Raw genomic sequence first — 17,326 nt, 5'->3', positions numbered from 1 at the left:
CATCCAACCTGTCCTGGCGCCGAAGCGCGAAACGCGGCAGGGCCCGGGTCCCCTCGAAAGAGGAACCGGGCCCTGCCGCGTGCGTCGTACTGGTGTGCCTCCGACCGAATCAGTCGAGGTAGTCCCGAAGGACTTGAGAGCGCGACGGGTGGCGCAGCTTCGACATGGTCTTGGACTCGATCTGCCTGATGCGCTCACGGGTGACCCCGTAGACCTTGCCGATCTCGTCCAGCGTCTTCGGCTGGCCGTCGGTGAGGCCGAAGCGCATGGAGACCACGCCGGCCTCGCGCTCGGACAGGGTGTCGAGGACCGAGTGCAGCTGCTCCTGCAAGAGCGTGAAGCTCACGGCGTCCGCCGGCACGACCGCCTCGGAGTCCTCGATCAGGTCGCCGAACTCGCTGTCGCCGTCCTCGCCCAGCGGGGTGTGCAGCGAGATGGGCTCGCGGCCGTACTTCTGGACCTCGATGACCTTCTCCGGGGTCATGTCGAGCTCCTTGGCGAGCTCCTCCGGGGTGGGCTCGCGACCCAGGTCCTGGAGCATCTGGCGCTGCACGCGCGCCAGCTTGTTGATGACCTCGACCATGTGCACCGGGATGCGGATGGTGCGTGCCTGGTCGGCCATGGCGCGGGTGATGGCCTGCCTGATCCACCAGGTCGCGTACGTGGAGAACTTGTAGCCCTTGGTGTAGTCGAACTTCTCGACCGCGCGGATCAGGCCGAGGTTGCCCTCCTGGATCAGGTCGAGGAAGAGCATGCCGCGGCCGGTGTAGCGCTTGGCCAGCGAGACCACGAGTCGGAGGTTGGCCTCCAGCAGGTGGTTCTTGGCGCGCCTGCCGTCCTCGGCGATGATCTCCAGCTCGCGTTTGAGCTTCGGCGCGAGTTTGTCCGCGCCGGCGAGCTTGTCCTCACCGAAGAGGCCCGCCTCGATGCGCTTGGCGAGCTCGACCTCCTGCTCGGCGTTGAGCAGGGGGACCTTGCCGATCTGCTTCAGGTAGTCCTTGACCGGGTCGGCGGTGGCGCCGGCGACCGCGACCTGCTGGGCGGGCGCGTCGTCCTCGTCGTCGGACAGGACGAAGCCCTTGGCCTCGCCCTCGGCCTCCTCGTCCTCGGCCTTGCCCGCGGGCGTTTCCTCCGCCGGCTCCTCGGCCTCGCCGAGCTCGTCGGCGTCCTTCTTCGCGGCGGTCTTCTTGGCAGCCGTCTTCTTGGCGGTGGCCTTCTTCGCCGTGGCCTTCTTCGCCGCCTTCTTGGGGGCGGCGGACTTCTTCGCGGGAGCGGCGGCGGTGACGGCCTCCTCGGCCGGTGCCTCGACGACCTCGGCGGCGGGCGGGGCGACAACCGCCGCGGCGACCGTCTTGGCCGGTGCGGGGGCGGCGGCCACGGGCTTGGGCGCGGCGGGGCGTTTGACCGGACTCTTCGCCGCGACGCTCTTGCGGGCCCGCTTGGGCGACTCCGCGGCACTGACCATCAGCGTCACACCCTCTTCCTCGAGGATCTGATTGAGGCTGCGCAGGACGTTCTTCCACTGGGTCGGCGGAATCTGGTCAGCGTCGAAGGCCCGACGCACGTCATCGCCGGCGATCTGTCCATCAGCCTTACCCCGCTCGATGAGCGCCATCACAGACTCGGACTCGGCGATCTCCGGCGGGAGCGTACGGGATGTGCTGGCCGACACGAACAACCTCTCGGAACGATGGGAAGGGCTTCAGGCCCAGCCCGGGAGCGGACCGGAACCGACGACCGACGGCTGGGGATGTCACCGACGGCGCGGGCTGGAGCCGGGAAGGATCACAGCGCCGCGGCGGGCGGATGCGGTCCCCACTCGACTGTCACCTCTTAGGTCATCGCCCTGCCTCGGAGAGTGTTACGCCCAATCCGCGTGGCCCGAGTCACACCCCATATGGGACAAGTTTCGCACAATGGGGCAACACACCCCGCATCTGTGTCGCCGGACCACGCCGGTCCGGCGACACGCTCCTCGCGGACGCCCGCGGGGAGGGACGTACGCCGCCCGGTCAGTGCTCGCGCGGAGCGGGCACGACGCGCTCGACGTCCGGGTGGACTGTGAGCAGTTGGCGCATCGCGGACTCGGCCGCCGCCCCGTCGCCCGCGCCGAGCGCGTCGACGATGCGCGCGTGCTGCGCGAGCGAGGCGTCGGTGGGGCGCTCACAGCCCGTGACCGGGCCGCCGGACACCTGGAGCGCGGAGGCCACGATGCCGGACAGGTGGTCGAGCATGCGGTTGCCGGCGAGCTGGATCAGCAGTCCGTGGAACTCGGCGTCGGCGCGGCCGAAGGTGATGGCGTCGCCCTGTGCCAGCGCGTGGCCCATGATCTCGACCATGTCCACGAGGCGCGTCTGCGCGTCCTCGCGGCCGTGCCCGGCGGCCAGACGGGCGGCGAGCGGCTCGATCGTCCAGCGCAACTCGGTCAGCTCACGGCGCTGGTCGTCACGGTGCGGGCCGAAGGCGCGCCACTCGATGATGTCCGGGTCGAGCAGGTTCCAGTCGCTGACGGGACGCACCCGGGTGCCCACGTTCGGGCGTGCGCTCACGAGGCCCTTGGCCTCCAGGACGCGCAGCGACTCGCGCACGACGGTGCGGGAGACCTCGAAACGCTGGCCGATCTCCTCCGGCACGAGCGGCCGGTCCGCACCCAGGTCGCCGGAGACGATCATCTGTCCGAGCTGCTGGACGAGTTGGCCGTGGAGCCCGCGCCCGCGGCTGCCCGCGGGGCGCCGGCCCGCCCGGGAGAGGTCCACGTCGGGGCCCTCCCAGACGGGGGCGGCCGGCCGATCGGAGCCGGACGCCTGGGGGAACGGATAGCGGTTGAGGTCACCCGGTCCTGTCAGGCCGGAATCGGCGGAACGGGCGGAGGTCATCATGGTGTGCGCAAGGGTACTCACGCATCCTTTGTCGGCGTTGCTCCGACTGCCCTTGAGGGCTTTGGTGAAAAGCACACGAAAGGGTGATCGGCGCTCGCGCCTCCATTGACGGACGGTGACTGTTAGGTCCGAAAGATCCGCTTTGCCTGGCTAGTTATGGCCAACGCGATCCGAAACAGTCGAACAACGATCACCAACGGGCCTTACGACGAAGACTGGTGAACGCGAACGCGCAGAACAGGGCCGTCAGGGACAGCCCGAGAGCTGCCGCCTCCGGCCGGGTGACCATGCGCAGTGCGGAGAGCAGCCATCCGTCCGTCTCATGGGGACGTCCCAGCCAGGTGAGTTCGCGCAGCTGTCCGGGAAGTCCCGTCAGGGGATGGGCGGACGGGCCGGTGAGCGCCTTCCTCACGAGGGGCACGACGAGCACGGGCACGGCGACCACCGCGGTGACCCCGGCGGCCGTGACGCGGAAGATGCCGGCGCCGAGCAGTCCCGCCCAGGCGCAGCCCAGTGAGAGCCCCGCCCACCCCGCGCAGAGGGCGGGCCAGTCGTGCGGGACGGGAAAGGCCCCGGCGCCGTAGAGCAGCCGCAGCACACCCCCGTCCGCGAAGGCCGCGAGGAGGGCGAGCACCACGGCCGCGGTTCCCGTGACGGCCAGCTTGGCGCAGAGCAGTCCGAGCCTGCGCGGGACCGTGCCGCGCGCCCCGGTGATCGCCGGGTGCCGGAACTCGTCCCCGTAGGACAGGGCTCCGATCAGTCCCGCGCCCATGGCCGCGGGCGGCAGCGGCAGCAGCGCCGGCCAGGCGGCGAACAGCCCGGACGGCGGTGTGCCGCCCGTACGGGCGAGCACCAGGGCGACGGCCAGCGAGACGACGAGAGCCGCGGCGACGATCAGGGGCGCCGTCCGCACCCCGAACATCCTGCGCAACTCGTAGCGCACCGGCCGCAGCGGGCTGCGGGCAGGGCGGCCCTCGAGAGGCGGCGGCAGAGCGGCGGTACGGCGGGCGGCGGGTACGGGCAGGCGCGCGGGGACATCCCCGCCGCCCGCCGGGCCGCCGCGCCCTTCCGCCGGCACGTCGTCCTCGCCGCTCTGCCGGGCTGCGGGCACGGGGCCGGTGTCACCGATCTCGTCCGCGAGCTGGTGCACCAGGACGCCGTGCCGGAAGGCGGTGTCGCCGATCTCGGGGCAGCTGCTGCCGTACACGGTCAGCCTGCTGCCGCCGTCGGCGACCACCTCGACCGAACGCTGCCGCGCCCGGGCCTCCTTGCTCAGCGCGTCCGCGAGGCGGGCGGCGTGCGGAGTCCTGATCGCCACGCGCGGGCGCAGCCGTGTCACGGAGAAGGAGGCGGCGTCCTGGTCGGCCACGAGGCGCCCGGCGTCGATGGTGACGATCCGGTCGGCGGCGCGCGCCGCCTCCTTCGGGTCGTCCGTGGTGAACAGGACCGTGCCGCCCTGGGCCGCGTGTGCGTGCAGCAGCCCGTGCAGCCAGTTCGTCTCGCGAGGGGACAGGTCGGCGGACGGCGCGTCGAGCACCAGGGTGTGCGGATCACCGAGCAGGGCCGAGGCGATACCGAGCCTGCGGTCCATGCCGAGGGAGAGGTTGCCGAGGCGCTCGTCGCGCAGGGCGCCGAGCCCCACGACGTCGAGGAGTTCCTCCGCGCGGGACGCCGGCACCCCGGCGGCCGCGCACAACAGGCGCAGCTGGCCCTTCGCGGTGCGCTGCGGGTGGCCCGGCACGTCGCCGAGCAGGACGCCGACCTCGCGCGCCGGCTGTGCGATGCGGTGCAGGGGCCTGCCCCTGAAGTAGGCGACACCCCGGCCGTGTTCGAGGCCGAGCATCAGTCGCAGGGTGGTGGTCTTGCCCGCGCCGGACGCGCCGAGCAGCGCCGTGACGAGGCCGGGCCTCGCCTCGAAGGTCAGGTCGTTCACGGCGGCCGGCTGGTCGCGACGGGGCGTGCTGGTAAGTCCGATGGCCTGGAGCATCGTTCATCTCTCGCAGGGGGGTGAGACCGCTCCGCGGCAGAGCGAGTACCCCAGCAAGATAACGCTATATGTCCGATTTGCGACGTAAGGCGGAGTGTGCTGTGTCCGGCCGCCGTACGCGGCGTCAGATCTCCGGCCGCAGCATGGGCGGGTTCAGCACGGTCGCCCCGCCGGCCCGGAAGAGCTGGGCGGGCCTGCCTCCCTGACGGGTCGTGGTACCACCCGAAGGGACCAGGAAGCCGGGTGTGCCGGTGACCTTGCGGTGGAAGTTGCGCGGGTCGAGCACCACGCCCCACACCGCCTCGTAGACCCTGCGCAACTCGCCGACGGTGAACTCCGCCGGGCAGAAGGCTGTCGCGAGCGACGAGTACTCGATCTTCGAACGGGCGCGCTCCACCCCGTCGGCGAGGATGCGCGCGTGGTCGAAGGCGAGCGGGGCGGGCTGTTCGCCCTCGCGCGCGTAGGCGCCGTCCCCGCCGAGCAGGTCCTCGACCGGCGCCCAGCGCGCGCTGTGCGCGTCGCCGCCGGCGCGCGGCGCCGGCAGGTCGGGCGCGAGCGCCAGATGGGCGACGCTGACGACCCGCATCCTCGGGTCACGGCCCGGGGCGCCATAGGTCGCGAGCTGTTCGAGGTGGGCGGCGCCCGCGGGGGTGGGCGGCGCGGCGGCCCGGGCGCAGAGCCCCGTCTCCTCGGCCAGCTCGCGCGCGGCCGCCTCGGCCAGGTCCTCGTCGCCCCGGACGAACCCACCGGGAAGCGCCCAGCGGCCCTGGAACGGCGGCTCACCGCGGCGAACGGCCAGCGTGCACAAGGCTTGCCCGCGCACGGTGAGCACGACCAGGTCGACGGTGACGGCGAACGGGAGAAAGGCCGACGGGTCGTAGGGGGACATGCCGGTGATCATAGTCGTCTGCCTGACGATAAACACGCCCCGCGCAGGCTCGACCCCGTCAGGCATCGAGCCGGAGCCCGGACGCGGCCTCCTCGACGACCCCCAGCCCCGTTCGGCCCACGCGAACCGAGGACGCTCGCCCGCCAGCTACGGACCCGCGATGCGGACGGCGCCGAGCGGTACGGCGCGCGACGGGCGAAGTGCCGCCCGTGCCGCCGGGGCCTCGGGGCGTCGGGCGCGATGCCGGCGCCGCCCCGCATACATCTCGGGCAGCGCTACCCGAACGACTCCGCCGCGTCCACCATCCCCTTCGGCAGCCTGCCCGACGCCTCCTCGTGTCCCGCCGCGGCCGAGCCGGACGACGGCGACCCCGGTCCCTGAGCCGTTCGACGCTGAGCTCGGGATCGGGTCCCACGTCGGCGGGCATACGGACCACGGAGAGGAAGCGCGCACGGCCGGAGGAGACGGACGCGCCCTGGAGCGCCGCGGGTTCGCGGTCCGCGACGCGGAGCCGGCGGCGGGAGCGGGGAATCGCTTCGTACGGGAGAGGCGATGGGGGCCATGGGTGGTCCGGTGCGCCTTCTGCGGACGGGGCCGCCGGGAACCGGCGCGGCTCGTACGACTCCGACGCCTCTGTGAACGCCCTCGGCCCCGGCATGGTCACGGCTGTCACCTCTCGCTCCCGCTGTCGCGCCGCCCGCCGCGCCGCCGCATCCGCCCTCTCGCCGCGCCGCCGCCGGGCCGCGCGGCCCCGCTGGGCAGGGCTTTCACGCTGCCGGGCTGCCGCGGGACGCGGGGCCCGGCGCGGCGCACCACACGGCGCGCGGCCCGTACGCCCCTTCGCCCTTCCGGCTCGCGTGCGGCGGGTTCGGCGCCGAAGCAGGCGCGCACCGCGCTCAGATCGAGTCCCTGGTTGCAGGCTTCCTGGAGGAGATGGGCGAGATGGCAGCCCGGATCGACCGAGAGGGCGCGGCCGAGTGCGACCCTCGCCGACGGCTCGTCCCCGGTCGCCCAGGCCGCCCATCCCGCGAGGACGAGCGGCGCCGCGGCGTACTCGACGTAGATGCCGCCGCACCGTCGCGCGAGGGCGCGCCACAGCCGCAGGGCGGAGGGCGACCCCGCTTCCTCCGTCCAGCCGGCGGCCAGGTCGCGTGTCTCCCTGTCCTGCAGCCCGAGCACGACGGCCGCTGCCTCCTCGTCGCTGATCAGTCCGTCGTCGAGGGCGTCGGCGGCCGCCTCCGCGCCGGGCGTCGCCGGCGGGGCCTGCTCGGCGCCGTCGAGACGGCGTACCAGGTCTCGGGCAAGGCCCAGCGTCCTCGTGGAGACCTCCGCCCTGCCCCCGCCGAGGATCTCGGGCACGATCGCCGCCCCCACCGTGTCGAAGGCACGCGCCTGGGCGGCCGTGCCCTCGGGCCCGGGCGGCAGGATCCGGCGCTCCAGGTCCCTGAGCGAGCCGCGTACCCGCAGGCCGGCATAGGCGGCGGCAGCGGCCATGACGGACGTGCCGGGCAGGACCGTCTCGGTGCCCTCGGGCGGGCAGCAGCGCGGGTCCGGGCAGCAGTACGACCAGAGACGGCCGCCCGAGACGCACAGCGCCTCCACCACCGGCACGTCGAGGGCGCCGCAGGCGGTGCGGAGCCGCTGCGCGAAGGGCCGCAGCCGCTCCATGACCTCGCGACCGGTCTCCCCCGCCCCGTCCGGGTCCTGGTAGAGGAAGACGAGGATGCCGTCCGGTCTCGACCCGCGCCCCTGGGCGGCCTCGACGGCGTAAGCGGCCAATTGGTCGGCGACCGCGGGCCACTCGCGCGGCGAGCCGGGGATGCCCAGCCTCAGCCGCCCCCCGAACCGGGCTCGCTCGCCGTGCAGCGTGACGAGGACGACGGAGTCGGTGGGGCGGAAGCCGAGGATGTACGGGAGCGCGTCGGCCAGCTCCGCGGGGCCGCGGAGCGTGACCGCCTGCTCGTCGGCAGGGCCTGGGGTGTCGTGGTGATTGCTCATGGCACGACGGTCCCGCGGAACACGCGGTGACCGCGACCCCTGTGGATAACGTTATCCACAGCACGGTTCCGGCCATGTCGAAGGGGGTGAAGCAGAACCACCGGGATGCGCCGGACGCTGACCTGCCGTCACGTGTACGGCGTCAGCCTGCCGCGGCGAGGACCAGCGGGAGCACGTCCCCGCCGCCCGCCCGGCGCAGCAGGCGCGCAGCGACGGCGAGAGTCCAGCCGGAGTCCGTGCAGTCGTCCACGAGCAGGACGGGGCCCGCCGAGTCCGACAGGGCGGCTGCGAGTTCCCCGTCGACGCCGAACGTCCCGGACAGCGCCTTCAGGCGCTGGGCGGAGTTGGAGCGGTGCGGCGCGCGCACGCCGTCCGGCCCGGTGTGCGTCAGGGTGCCGAGGAAGGGGAGGCGGCCGATGTCCGCGATTCCCCGGGCGAGTGAGTCGACGAGCCGTGGACGGGCGAGGGACGGCACGGCGACGACGCCCACGGGCCGGGCGGATGCGTCCTGCACGTCCGGTGCCCAGCCGCCCGGGGACCTTGCCCAGTCGGCGAGTACCGCGACCGCGGCCCGCAGGACATCGTCGGGCACCGGCCCGTCCGGCGCGCTCTCCGCCAGCAGTGGGCGCAGCCGGTTGCCCCAGCCGATGTCCGACAGCCGCCCCAGGGCCCGCCCGGTGGAGGCCTGCTCCTTGGCCGGGATCCGCCCCTTGAGGTCGATGCCGAGCGCGGGCATCCCCGTCGGCCACATGCGGCGCGGCTCGACCTCGATCCCCGGACGGTCGAGCTCCTTCGCCGCCCCCGTCAGCGTCTCGGCCGAGACGGAAGCGTCGGCCCAGGCACCCGCGCAGTTGTCGCAGCGTCCGCAGGGGGCCGCGCCCTCGTCGTCCAGCTGCCGACGCAGGAACTCCATCCGGCAGCCGGTCGTGCTCACGTAGTCCCGCATGGCCTGCTGCTCGGCCGCCCGCTGCCGTGCTACCCACGCGTAGCGCTCGGCGTCGTAGGCCCAGTCGGCCCCGGTGGCCGTCCAGCCGCCCTTCACCCGCCGCACCGCGCCGTCGACGTCCAGCACCTTGAGCATCGTCTCCAGCCGGCTTCGCCGCAGGTCCACCAAGGCCTCAAGCGCCACGGAGGAGAGCGGCCTGCCCGCGTCGCCGAGAGCGGAGAGGGTCTGGCGCACCTGTGCCTCGGGCGGGAAGGCCGTGTCGGCGAAGTAGCGCCAGATCGCCTCGTCCTCCTTGCCGGGCAGCAGCAGCACGTCGGCGTGGGCGACGCCGCGCCCGGCCCGTCCGACCTGCTGGTAGTAGGCGATCGGCGACGAGGGCGAACCGAGATGGACCACGAACCCGAGGTCGGGCTTGTCGAAGCCCATCCCGAGTGCCGAGGTCGCCACCAGCGCCTTGACCCGGTTCTGCTGCAGGTCGGCCTCAGCCTGGAGCCGGTCGGCGTTCTCCGTGCGCCCCGTGTACGAGGCCACCCGGAAGCCGCGCCCGCGGAGGAAGGCGGTGGCCTCCTCGGCCGCGGCGACGGTGAGGGCGTAGACGATCCCGGACCCGGGCAATTCGTCGAGGTGCTCCGCGAGCCAGGCCATGCGGTGCGCGGCGTCCGGCAGCCGGACCACGCCGAGCCGCAGGCTCTCCCGGTCCAGCGGACCGCGCAGCACAAGGGCCTCGCCCGCGCCGGTCCCCAGCTGCTCGGCGACGTCCGCGGTGACGCGCGCGTTGGCGGTCGCCGTGGTGGCGAGAACGGGCACGCCGGGCGACAGCTCGGCGAGCATCGCCCGCAGGCGGCGGTAGTCGGGGCGGAAGTCGTGGCCCCAGTCGGAGATGCAGTGCGCCTCGTCGACCACCAGCAGGCCGGTCGTGGCCGCGAGCCCGGGCAGCAGGTTCTCGCGGAAGTCCACGGAGTTGAGGCGTTCGGGACTCACGAGGAGAACGTCGGTCTCACCGCGCTCCACCTCGGCGTGGATGGTGTCCCACTCCTCGGGATTGGCCGAGTTGATGGTGCGCGCGCGGATACCGGCTCGCGCCGCCGACTCGACCTGGTTGCGCATCAGCGCGAGAAGCGGCGAGACGATCACCGTCGGACCCGAGCCCCGCCTGCGCAGCAGCGCGGTGGCGACGAAGTACACCGCCGACTTGCCCCAGCCGGTGCGCTGCACCACCAGCGCACGCCGACGCTCCCGGACGAGGGCGGCCACGGCCTGCCACTGGTCCTCCCGCAGTCTCGCCGAACCCCCGGGGTCGCCGACAAGCTCGGCGAGGATGGCATCGGCTTCGGCGCGCAGCTGCGGATCGTCCATGCCCCCATGCAACCCGATGGCTCGGACAATCGGCCAATCCACCCCATCAGCGGGGATCCGACGGTCCGGCCGCCGCCCTTGACTTCTCAGGGGCGAGGCCGGCCGGTCACCTGCGGATCAGAGGCTTTCCCCTCAGACGCCCGCGCCGAGCACGGCGTTGATCCTCTGCGGATCGCCGCACACGACGAGCAGCGCCGTCGCGCGCTCGAGCGCCGGCGGCAGCACCTGGGCCGCGGCTTCCTCACCGTTGACGGCGACGACGACCACGGGCCGCGGACGCGCACGCGAGACGGCCGCGCCGTCGGCGAAGAACACATCCTCGCGCGCGTCGTGCTGAGCCCAGTAGGACGCCTCCCCGAAGGAGAGTTCGTGGGTCGCCCACGGATGCTGCTCGCCCGTGGTGAACACCAGGACGTCACCGGGCGCGCGGCCCGAGTCGAGCAGCAGGTCCACCGCTTCCTCCGCGGCGTCGAGCGCTCCGTCCGCGGACGCGGGGATGAGCTGGATCTGAGGCCTGGAGGACGGCGTGGCGGCCGCCTTCCCGGCGGGCGTGTCACCGGCGGGCGCCTTGGGCTGCCCCGCGGAGGAGTGCGAGCGCTGCGCCGGCGGCGCGGCCGGCCTCGCGGGACCGGGGCCCGGGCGTCCGGGCCGCGGCGTGGCCGCCGATCGCGGCCCCGGCACGGGGCGCGGACCGGGTACGGGACGTGGGGTCGGCGCTGTGCGGCCTGCGGCCGGTGTCGCGCGGGGACCCTGGGCTCTCTCGTGAATCTGAGGCTCCTCGGGTGGGAGAGGCATGACTGGATGTGTATCAAACGCCGACCGGTAAGGCATCGGCGGGTGGGCACATTTGTGCCCATGTCTGCGGCTGTACCCATGTTGTGTCCGTAAGGCACAGGAACAGAAGGCTTTGTTCGGAAGGTTCAGAAATCGAGACCGAGTTGGACCCCGTCCTCTGGTGCGCCGGGCGGTGCGGGGACACGCGTCTTCTTCAGATGGCGCCAGCGGGGCAGCGCGTCGAGGTAGGCCCACGAGAGCCTGTGGTGCGGTGTCGGCCCCCACTCCTCGAGCGCCACCCGGTGCACCGGCGAGGGATAGCCGGCGTTGTCGTCGAAGGCGAACGGCGCGTACTCGGCGGCGGTGCCCCCGAGTTCGGCCATCATCGCGTCCCTGCGGACCTTGGCGAGCACGGAGGCGGCCGCGACGGACACGCAGGACTGATCGCCCTTGATGACCGTACGGACGCGCCAGGGCCCGCCGAGGTAGTCGTGCTTGCCGTCGAGTATCACCGCGTCGGGCACCACGGGCAACGCTTCCAGCGCCCGGACGGCCGCCAGCCTCAGGGCGGCGGTCATCCCCACGGCGTCGATCTCCTCGGGCGACGCGTGTCCCAGCGCGTGGCAGGTGACCCAGCCGTCGAGCACGGCGGCCAGTTCGGTGCGCCGCTTCGGCGTCAGGAGTTTGGAATCGGTGAGCCCCTTGGGGGCCCTGCGCAGTCCGGTGACGGCCGCGCACACCGTCACGGGGCCCGCCCACGCACCGCGGCCGACCTCGTCGATACCCGCCACGATCTTGGCGCCCGTGGTGGCGCGGAGCGAGCGCTCGACGGTGTGCGTGGGTGCTTCGTACGGCATAGCGCGAGCAAGCGTACGCCGCGGGCACGCGCCACGACAGCCGGGGGGCCCGTCGGCGCGGGCCCCGGTCGACCAGGTGGTTGGCGGCCACCGCGCCGCTCACGGGCTGCCGCCGTGCGAACGGGGCGGCGGCAGCCTCACGCGGTGGGTGACGCACGCCGGTTCGCCGTTGGCCCACTCGTCCGGGCAGGCCTGCCGGGAGCGGCGTCAGCTCCCCCGCAGCCAGGCCGGCAAGGGTTCCGTGCGCGCGGCCCATTCCGCCGGCGGCGCACCCGCGCCGCACGAGGCGACCACTCCCCCGAAGATCGCGCAGGTCGTGTCGACATCGCCGCCGGCCTGCGCGGTGGTCCAGAAGCCGCCTTCGAAGTCACCGAGCGCGCGCGCAGCCGACCACAGCGCGAACGGCACGGTGTCGTGGGCGCTGGTGCGGCGGCCGCAGCCGAGGACGGCGGCCACCGTGCCCGGGTCGCCGTAGTCCAGCATGTCGCGCGCCCTGCGCAGCCCCTGGCCCACCGCGCTGCGCGGCACCAGGGCCACGATGCCGTCGAGCAGCGCCTCGGGCCCGGGCGGGCCGGCCGGGTCCGCCGCCAGTGCCGCGGCGGCGGCCACCGCGATCGCGCCCGCGACGGCCTCGCGGTGCTGGTGGGTGGTGTACGCGGAGATCTCGGCCTGGTGGGTGGCCTGCTCCGGGTCGTCGGCGTACCAGGCGCCCAGCGGGGCGATGCGCATGGCAGCCCCGTTGCCCCACGACCCCTGCCCGTCGAAAAGACCGGAGGCGAGGGCACGCCAGTCGCCGCCCTCGCGGATCAGCCGCAGCATGCGGTTGACGGCGGGGCCGTAACCGCGGTCGAAGTCGTGGTGCTCGGCGAAGGAGTGCGCCAGCGCGTCCTGGTCGACCCGGCGGTGCGCGGCGAGCACGGCGAGCACGGAGGCGGCCATCTCGGTGTCGTCGGTCCACTGCCAGGCGCCCGGCGGCGTCTCGCGCCGCTTCAGCAGCGGATGGTTCCCGGGCACGAAGTACTGGGAGCCGAGGGCGTCCCCGACGGACAGCCCCCGCAGGGATGCCAGGGCACGCGCGTAGCGGTTCTCGGGGGAAGTGGCGTCGGGTACGGTCTCCGGCGGGGCCGGTCGTCCGGGTGTGTGGTCAGCGGTCATCGCCCTGCCAATCTAACCGCACGCGCGCGTCCTGGCCCGTGCGCGAAACCCTACGGCTCCGCCGGCTCGCGCCACCTGGCGAAGGGGCGGTCGAGCGCGTACGTCCCGTCCTCGCCGAGCAGCAGGCTCCTGGTCTCCCCGTTGCCCGGGTTGGACAGGGCCTCGAACTCGGCGACCGTCCAGTGGAACCACCGCATGCAGAACAGCCGCATCGTCAGGCCGTGCGTGACGATCAGCACGTTCGGCGGCGAGTCCGGCTGCTCGAACCCGCGGTGCAGACTTTCCAGGAAGGCGCCGACCCTGTCGTAGACGTCCGCGCCCGACTCGCCCTGCGCGAAGCGGTAGAAGAAGTGGCCGTACGCGTCCCGGTGGGCCTTCTGCAGCCGCACGTCGTCGCGGTCCTGCCAGTTGCCCCAGTCCTGCTCCCGCAGGCGGGGCTCCTCCCTGACCCGTACGAGGCACCGGTCCAGCGCGAAGGCCCGCAGCGTCTGGTGGGTGCGCAGGTACGGGGACACGTAGGCGCTGACGCGCCCGTCGCCCAACTCGTCCCGCAGCCGCTTGCCCGTTGCCTCGGCCTGGCGCACGCCGCGCTCCGTCAGGCTCAGTGCGTGGTCGGGGACGCGCTCGTACACCGAGTCGTCGGCGTTGCCCTCGGACTCGCCGTGCCTGACGAGGATGATGCGCCTGGGTCGTGCCATGACACCGACCCTAAGCGGCGCGGCTCGGTGCGGCGCGGTTCGGTGCGTCACACCGTCCAGGGCGCTTCGAGGTCGACAATGTCCCCCGCGAGCGCCGCGACGTCCGTCGCCGTCTGCGCGCGCAGTGTCAGGCGTTCGACGCGCTCCACGCGGTACTTGCCGTGCTCGGCGGCCGACTGCCACATCGAGAGCACGAGGAACTCGTTGCCCGGCGCGTCGCCGAACAGCCCGCGCACCATGCCGGGAGAGCCGGCCATCGCCGGGTTCCAGACCTTCTCCTGCATGAGCGCGAAGTGCTCGACGCGCTCCTCGTGCACCCTGCTGTGCGCGATCCTCACGACGTCCGCGTCGGTGAAGCGGGGCTCGAAGCCCGTCTTCACGTCGAAACGGTGGTCGAACAGCTTCACCTGGGCGTCCGTGAACGTGCCCGCCTGACCGGAGGCGAGGCGGTCGTGGGAGCGCGCCATGAACGAGTCGTAGAACGCCCGGCTCTCCCAGAACGCGAAGACGTGGGCCACACCGGGACGTATCCTGCTCCATCCCCCGCCTTGCCCCCGAAAACCCGGTTCACCGAGCAACCCCGCCCACTTGCGCTGCCCGCGTTCGAACCCACGACGGTCGAGCACGGTGCAGCGAGTCCACTTGACCAGCACCGCGCCATCGTACGGCCCGTGGCGTGGCGCCGGTCACGTTCCGGGTTCGGCGGACCGTTGTCAGCGGCCGGTACTACTCTTTGAGGTGCCACGAGGAAGCGCCGGCGCGCTTCGAGGGGGAGGGCAGAGCGGTGGGCAACGCCAACAAGGGACTGTCGAAGGTCGAGGTCATGCTCCGCTGGGACCCGAGCCCGCTGGGTGCCCCCGACCACGATCTCGACCTGATCGCCGGGGTGTTCGCGGCGGACGCGCCGCATGGGGAGCCCGTGTACGTGGTCCACTTCGACAGCCGCTCACCCGACGGGACGATCACGCTGAACCGCGACAGCAGGACGGGCCAGGGCCTCGGCACGGACGAGGAGATGACGCTCGAACTGGACCGCTTGAGTGACGCGTACACGCGGGTGGTCGTCGGCGTCGCGATCCAGCAGGGCGACGGCGAGCGGACGTTCGGCGAGGTAGCCGACCCGGAGGTACGCATCGTCGAGGACCACGACGAACTGGCACGCTTCGACTTCGCGGAGGTGCCCGACGCCAAGGGCGCCGCACTCGCCGAGTTCTTCCGGGAACGGGCCGGGGCCTGGAGCTTCCGCCCGGACGTGCGCGGCTTCGACGCCGACCCGCAGACGTTCGCACGCAGGATGGGCGAGGCCTGACCGCCCCGCGGCGAGCCCGCCCCTGACCGGGCCCCTGGGCCCCATCCCCGTCGGCCCACGGACGGCCACCTGGCCGCCTATGCGCCGACGGGTCGGAGTCCCGTGATCCGGAGACGCCGTCCGGCCAAGGACGATGCGGACGTCGGCCTGGCCGCACCTGATGCTCGGCGTCCGGCCCCCGTCGCTCAGCGCCGGCACGCGGCCCGGTGCGCTACCGACGCGGGGCGCGGGTCGCGCCGTACGCGCCCTTCGGCGCGGTGTGCGATCAGTGCTGCCTCGCGTGCCCGCCGTCGGGGCGACGTGGCGCGTCGAGCTCTCGTTGCCGTCCCGCCACGAGCAGTTCGACACCGTCGAGGATCCGCGCGAGGCCGAATTCGAGCGCCTGGCTGTGCGACGCATGCTCGGCGGCGGAGGCGAAAGCGTCGGCGAGCTCGGGGAAGACTTCCTCCCGGCTCGCGAGGAGCGGCGCGATCCCGGCCGCCATGGCCTCCTCCGCCCCGCCTCCGGGTACGGCCGCTGCTTGCTGCGCGATCATCCGGACGTGGCCGACGAGCACCACCGCGACGTCCAGCTTCTCCCCGCCCTCCAGGCCGCAGCCCGCGAGCGCGGCCAGAGCTCTCTCCATCCAGCCGAGTTCGTTCGGCCCCATGGGCCGTGCGCCGACCGCCGCCTCCAGTGCCCACGGATGGTCTGCGAACCGTTCGTACAGCCGGTGCGCCCAGTCGTCGAGGCGAACCCGCCATCCACCCGTCACGGCGTCCGCTCCGGGCGGCGAGCCGAGTGCCGCCTCGATCATGAGCGCGACCAGCTCTTCCTTCCCCGGCACGTATCGATAGAGGGCCATCTTCGTGACGCCGAGGGCGGCCGCCACACGCTGCATGGTCAGTCCCGCAAGGCCGTCCTGGTCCGCGATACCGATCGCCGCACGGGCGATCGTGTCGAGTGTCAGCGTGGGGCGCGGTCCACGCCGGGGCGCCCCTGCGGGCCGCCCCCACAGCAGTTCGAGCACCGCCGCCCGATCGCCACCCGCGCCCGTCATGCCCGCTCCCATCCGACCGTCCCACCGGCCAACGGCCTCATGGCCGGCCACCGCGCCTGCCAACACCTCTTGCCGACCTCCAATAACTGTGTCTACAGTACACTGTGTCCACGGTACACAGTTTCTTTCCCGGGGAGGTTCCCATGACCGGCACCGGCACGTCTCGACTGCGGGGCAAACGGATCCTGATCTCGGGCGCGGGCGTGGCAGGCCCCGCCCTCGCCCACTGGCTCACCCATCACGGTGCAGACGTCACCGTGGTCGAAGTGGCCCCGACCCTCCGCGGCGGCGGGTTCGCCGTCGACTTCCGCGGCTCCGCGCACCTCGGAGTACTGAAGCGGATGGGCATACTCGACGAGTTGCGATCCCTTCAGACCCATGGCGGCGCCATGCGGTGCGTTGACGCGCAGGGCCGCGAGATCTTCACGTTGCCCGCCGAATTCGCCGGCGGCGAGATCGAGGTCCGCCGCGCCGACCTGTCACGCGTGCTGTACGAGTGCAGCAAGCCACACGCCGAGTACATCTTCGGCGACACCGTGACGGATCTGAACGAGACGCCGCGAGGCGTTCGCGTGGACTTCGCACGCGGCGCGTCGCGCACGGTGGACCTGGTGGTCGGCGCGGACGGTCTGCACTCGTGCATACGCCGCATCGCCCTTGGACCCGAGTCGCGCTTCGTGCGCCACCTCGGCCACTGCCTCGCCGGCTGGGAGTTCCCGAACACGCGCGGGTGGAGCCCGGAAGCCGAGCAGTTCAACGTCCCCGGCAGGATGGCGAGTGCCGGCGCGGACGGACGCGACGAGAGCCGGGCGGGAGCGTTTCTCGTGTTCTCCTGCCCGCCCGTCACCCACGACTGGCACGACGCCCAGGCGCACAAGGCGCTGATCAAGAGAGCGTTCGACGGTCTGCCGTGGCACGTCCCGGACCTGCTGTCCACGCTGGACGACGCACGCGAGCTCTACTTCGACTCCATCAGCCGCGTGTCGGTGCCCTCATGGACGGCGGGAAGGTTCGCCCTGCTCGGCGACGCGGCCTGGGGTGTAACGCTCGGCGGCATGGGCGTGGGGACGGGCCTGGTCGGCGCGTACGTCCTGGCCGGCGAACTCGCCGCCGCCCGCGGCGACCACCACGTGGCGCTGCCCGCGTACGAGGCGAGGCTGCGCCGCTATGCGGCCGTCTGGCAGAGGGGCGCCAACCCGGGCGAGTTCCTGGCGCCCTCGACGGCGGCCAGGCTGCGCCTGCGCAACGCCATGTTCCGCAGATCCCTGGTCAGGAGGGCGCTCATCGCGAGCACGAAATCGCTCGCATCGAACATCGAGCTGCCGTCATACACCTTCTGACGCAGCGGCGGGCCGCCCGTCGAGCGACCTTCGCGGCCGCACCGACGTATTGACGACGCCTGGCGCCGTGGGTTGATATTGAAGGGAACATGATCTGAG

15 protein-coding genes are annotated in these 17,326 nt (G+C 72.9%); 3 read left to right on the top strand and 12 right to left on the bottom strand.

The window, feature by feature from the left end; all coding sequences use genetic code 11:
- Positions 1-109 precede the first annotated feature (109 nt).
- From IH48_RS0111580 to IH48_RS0111565, 4 genes are all read right to left on the bottom strand, one after another.
- Positions 110-1,672, bottom strand: coding sequence for an RNA polymerase sigma factor (locus tag IH48_RS0111580; protein WP_030902607.1), 1,563 nt, complete (start codon positions 1,670-1,672; stop codon positions 110-112).
- A 340-nt stretch (positions 1,673-2,012) separates the two neighbouring features.
- Positions 2,013-2,900, bottom strand: coding sequence for a FadR/GntR family transcriptional regulator (locus tag IH48_RS0111575; protein ID WP_078849641.1), 888 nt, complete (start codon positions 2,898-2,900; stop codon positions 2,013-2,015).
- A 169-nt stretch (positions 2,901-3,069) separates the two neighbouring features.
- Positions 3,070-4,866: an ATP-binding cassette domain-containing protein gene (locus tag IH48_RS0111570; RefSeq protein ID WP_030902603.1), complete on the bottom strand. Its 1,797-nt coding sequence runs from the start codon at positions 4,864-4,866 to the stop codon at positions 3,070-3,072.
- A gap of 124 nt (positions 4,867-4,990) precedes the next feature.
- The gene (locus tag IH48_RS0111565) at positions 4,991-5,755 is read right to left on the bottom strand and encodes an NUDIX hydrolase (protein ID WP_030902600.1); all 765 of its coding nucleotides are present in this window, start codon (positions 5,753-5,755) and stop codon (positions 4,991-4,993) included.
- Positions 5,756-5,995: 240 nt separating this feature from the next.
- On the opposite strand from IH48_RS0111565, the gene IH48_RS36205 reads away from it, so the two are divergent.
- Complete coding sequence (locus IH48_RS36205; protein ID WP_158710277.1) at positions 5,996-6,136, top strand: hypothetical protein; 141 nt, start codon at positions 5,996-5,998, stop codon at positions 6,134-6,136.
- 288 nt (positions 6,137-6,424) lie between these two features.
- On the opposite strand, the gene IH48_RS0111555 is transcribed toward IH48_RS36205, so the two are convergent.
- The 7 genes from IH48_RS0111555 to IH48_RS0111525 all read right to left on the bottom strand — a co-directional run bounded on the left by IH48_RS0111555 (position 6,425) and on the right by IH48_RS0111525 (position 14,192).
- Positions 6,425-7,753, bottom strand: a complete 1,329-nt coding sequence (locus IH48_RS0111555) for a DUF4192 domain-containing protein (RefSeq protein ID WP_030902598.1) — start codon at positions 7,751-7,753, stop codon at positions 6,425-6,427.
- 142 nt (positions 7,754-7,895) lie between these two features.
- Positions 7,896-10,055 (bottom strand): RecQ family ATP-dependent DNA helicase, encoded by a 2,160-nt coding sequence (locus IH48_RS0111550; protein WP_030902596.1) that lies wholly within the window; start codon positions 10,053-10,055, stop codon positions 7,896-7,898.
- Between the two features lie 132 nt (positions 10,056-10,187).
- Entirely contained in the window at positions 10,188-10,850 is a 663-nt protein-coding gene (locus tag IH48_RS0111545) for a hypothetical protein (protein ID WP_030902592.1), read from the bottom strand.
- Positions 10,851-10,975: 125 nt separating this feature from the next.
- The gene (locus IH48_RS0111540) at positions 10,976-11,686 is read right to left on the bottom strand and encodes a ribonuclease HII (protein WP_030902589.1); all 711 of its coding nucleotides are present in this window, start codon (positions 11,684-11,686) and stop codon (positions 10,976-10,978) included.
- Between the two features lie 207 nt (positions 11,687-11,893).
- Positions 11,894-12,841 (bottom strand): ADP-ribosylglycohydrolase family protein, encoded by a 948-nt coding sequence (locus tag IH48_RS0111535; protein WP_030902587.1) that lies wholly within the window; start codon positions 12,839-12,841, stop codon positions 11,894-11,896.
- A 50-nt stretch (positions 12,842-12,891) separates the two neighbouring features.
- Positions 12,892-13,539 carry a histidine phosphatase family protein gene (locus tag IH48_RS0111530; protein WP_030902585.1) on the bottom strand — a complete coding sequence of 216 codons (648 nt, stop codon included), beginning with the start codon at positions 13,537-13,539 and terminating at the stop codon, positions 12,892-12,894.
- A 47-nt stretch (positions 13,540-13,586) separates the two neighbouring features.
- Positions 13,587-14,192: a YdbC family protein gene (locus IH48_RS0111525; RefSeq protein WP_078849640.1), complete on the bottom strand. Its 606-nt coding sequence runs from the start codon at positions 14,190-14,192 to the stop codon at positions 13,587-13,589.
- Between the two features lie 131 nt (positions 14,193-14,323).
- Here IH48_RS0111525 and IH48_RS0111520 point away from each other — a divergent pair, with 131 nt between their 5' ends.
- Complete coding sequence (locus tag IH48_RS0111520; protein WP_030902579.1) at positions 14,324-14,848, top strand: TerD family protein; 525 nt, start codon at positions 14,324-14,326, stop codon at positions 14,846-14,848.
- A 265-nt stretch (positions 14,849-15,113) separates the two neighbouring features.
- On the opposite strand, the gene IH48_RS0111515 is transcribed toward IH48_RS0111520, so the two are convergent.
- The gene (locus tag IH48_RS0111515; protein ID WP_051839661.1) at positions 15,114-15,887 is read right to left on the bottom strand and encodes a TetR/AcrR family transcriptional regulator; all 774 of its coding nucleotides are present in this window, start codon (positions 15,885-15,887) and stop codon (positions 15,114-15,116) included.
- A gap of 143 nt (positions 15,888-16,030) precedes the next feature.
- Here IH48_RS0111515 and IH48_RS0111510 point away from each other — a divergent pair, with 143 nt between their 5' ends.
- Positions 16,031-17,227, top strand: a complete 1,197-nt coding sequence (locus IH48_RS0111510; protein ID WP_030902573.1) for an FAD-dependent monooxygenase — start codon at positions 16,031-16,033, stop codon at positions 17,225-17,227.
- Positions 17,228-17,326 lie beyond the last annotated feature (99 nt).

The sequence above is a fragment of the Streptomyces sp. NRRL F-5126 genome (assembly GCF_000721265.1).
Taxonomy (GTDB): domain Bacteria; phylum Actinomycetota; class Actinomycetes; order Streptomycetales; family Streptomycetaceae; genus Streptomyces.
The sequence above is the reverse complement of the archived record's forward strand: the minus strand, read 5'-3'. Positions and strand labels throughout refer to the sequence as shown.

Excerpts from the sequence above, each read along its gene's own strand:
- IH48_RS0111530 (WP_030902585.1), bottom strand. The coding sequence starts at position 13,539 with ATGGCACGACCCAGGCGCATCATCCTCGTCAGGCACGGCGAGTCCGAG.
- IH48_RS0111515 (WP_051839661.1), bottom strand. The coding sequence starts at position 15,887 with ATGACGGGCGCGGGTGGCGATCGGGCGGCGGTGCTCGAACTGCTGTGG.
- IH48_RS0111555 (WP_030902598.1), bottom strand. The coding sequence starts at position 7,753 with ATGAGCAATCACCACGACACCCCAGGCCCTGCCGACGAGCAGGCGGTC.
- IH48_RS0111540 (WP_030902589.1), bottom strand. The coding sequence starts at position 11,686 with ATGCCGTACGAAGCACCCACGCACACCGTCGAGCGCTCGCTCCGCGCC.
- IH48_RS0111545 (WP_030902592.1), bottom strand. The coding sequence starts at position 10,850 with ATGCCTCTCCCACCCGAGGAGCCTCAGATTCACGAGAGAGCCCAGGGT.
- IH48_RS36205 (WP_158710277.1), top strand. The coding sequence starts at position 5,996 with ATGCCGGCGCCGCCCCGCATACATCTCGGGCAGCGCTACCCGAACGAC.
- IH48_RS0111535 (WP_030902587.1), bottom strand. The coding sequence starts at position 12,841 with ATGACCGCTGACCACACACCCGGACGACCGGCCCCGCCGGAGACCGTA.
- IH48_RS0111565 (WP_030902600.1), bottom strand. The coding sequence starts at position 5,755 with ATGTCCCCCTACGACCCGTCGGCCTTTCTCCCGTTCGCCGTCACCGTC.
- IH48_RS0111550 (WP_030902596.1), bottom strand. The coding sequence starts at position 10,055 with ATGGACGATCCGCAGCTGCGCGCCGAAGCCGATGCCATCCTCGCCGAG.
- IH48_RS0111570 (WP_030902603.1), bottom strand. The coding sequence starts at position 4,866 with ATGCTCCAGGCCATCGGACTTACCAGCACGCCCCGTCGCGACCAGCCG.
- IH48_RS0111510 (WP_030902573.1), top strand. The coding sequence starts at position 16,031 with ATGACCGGCACCGGCACGTCTCGACTGCGGGGCAAACGGATCCTGATC.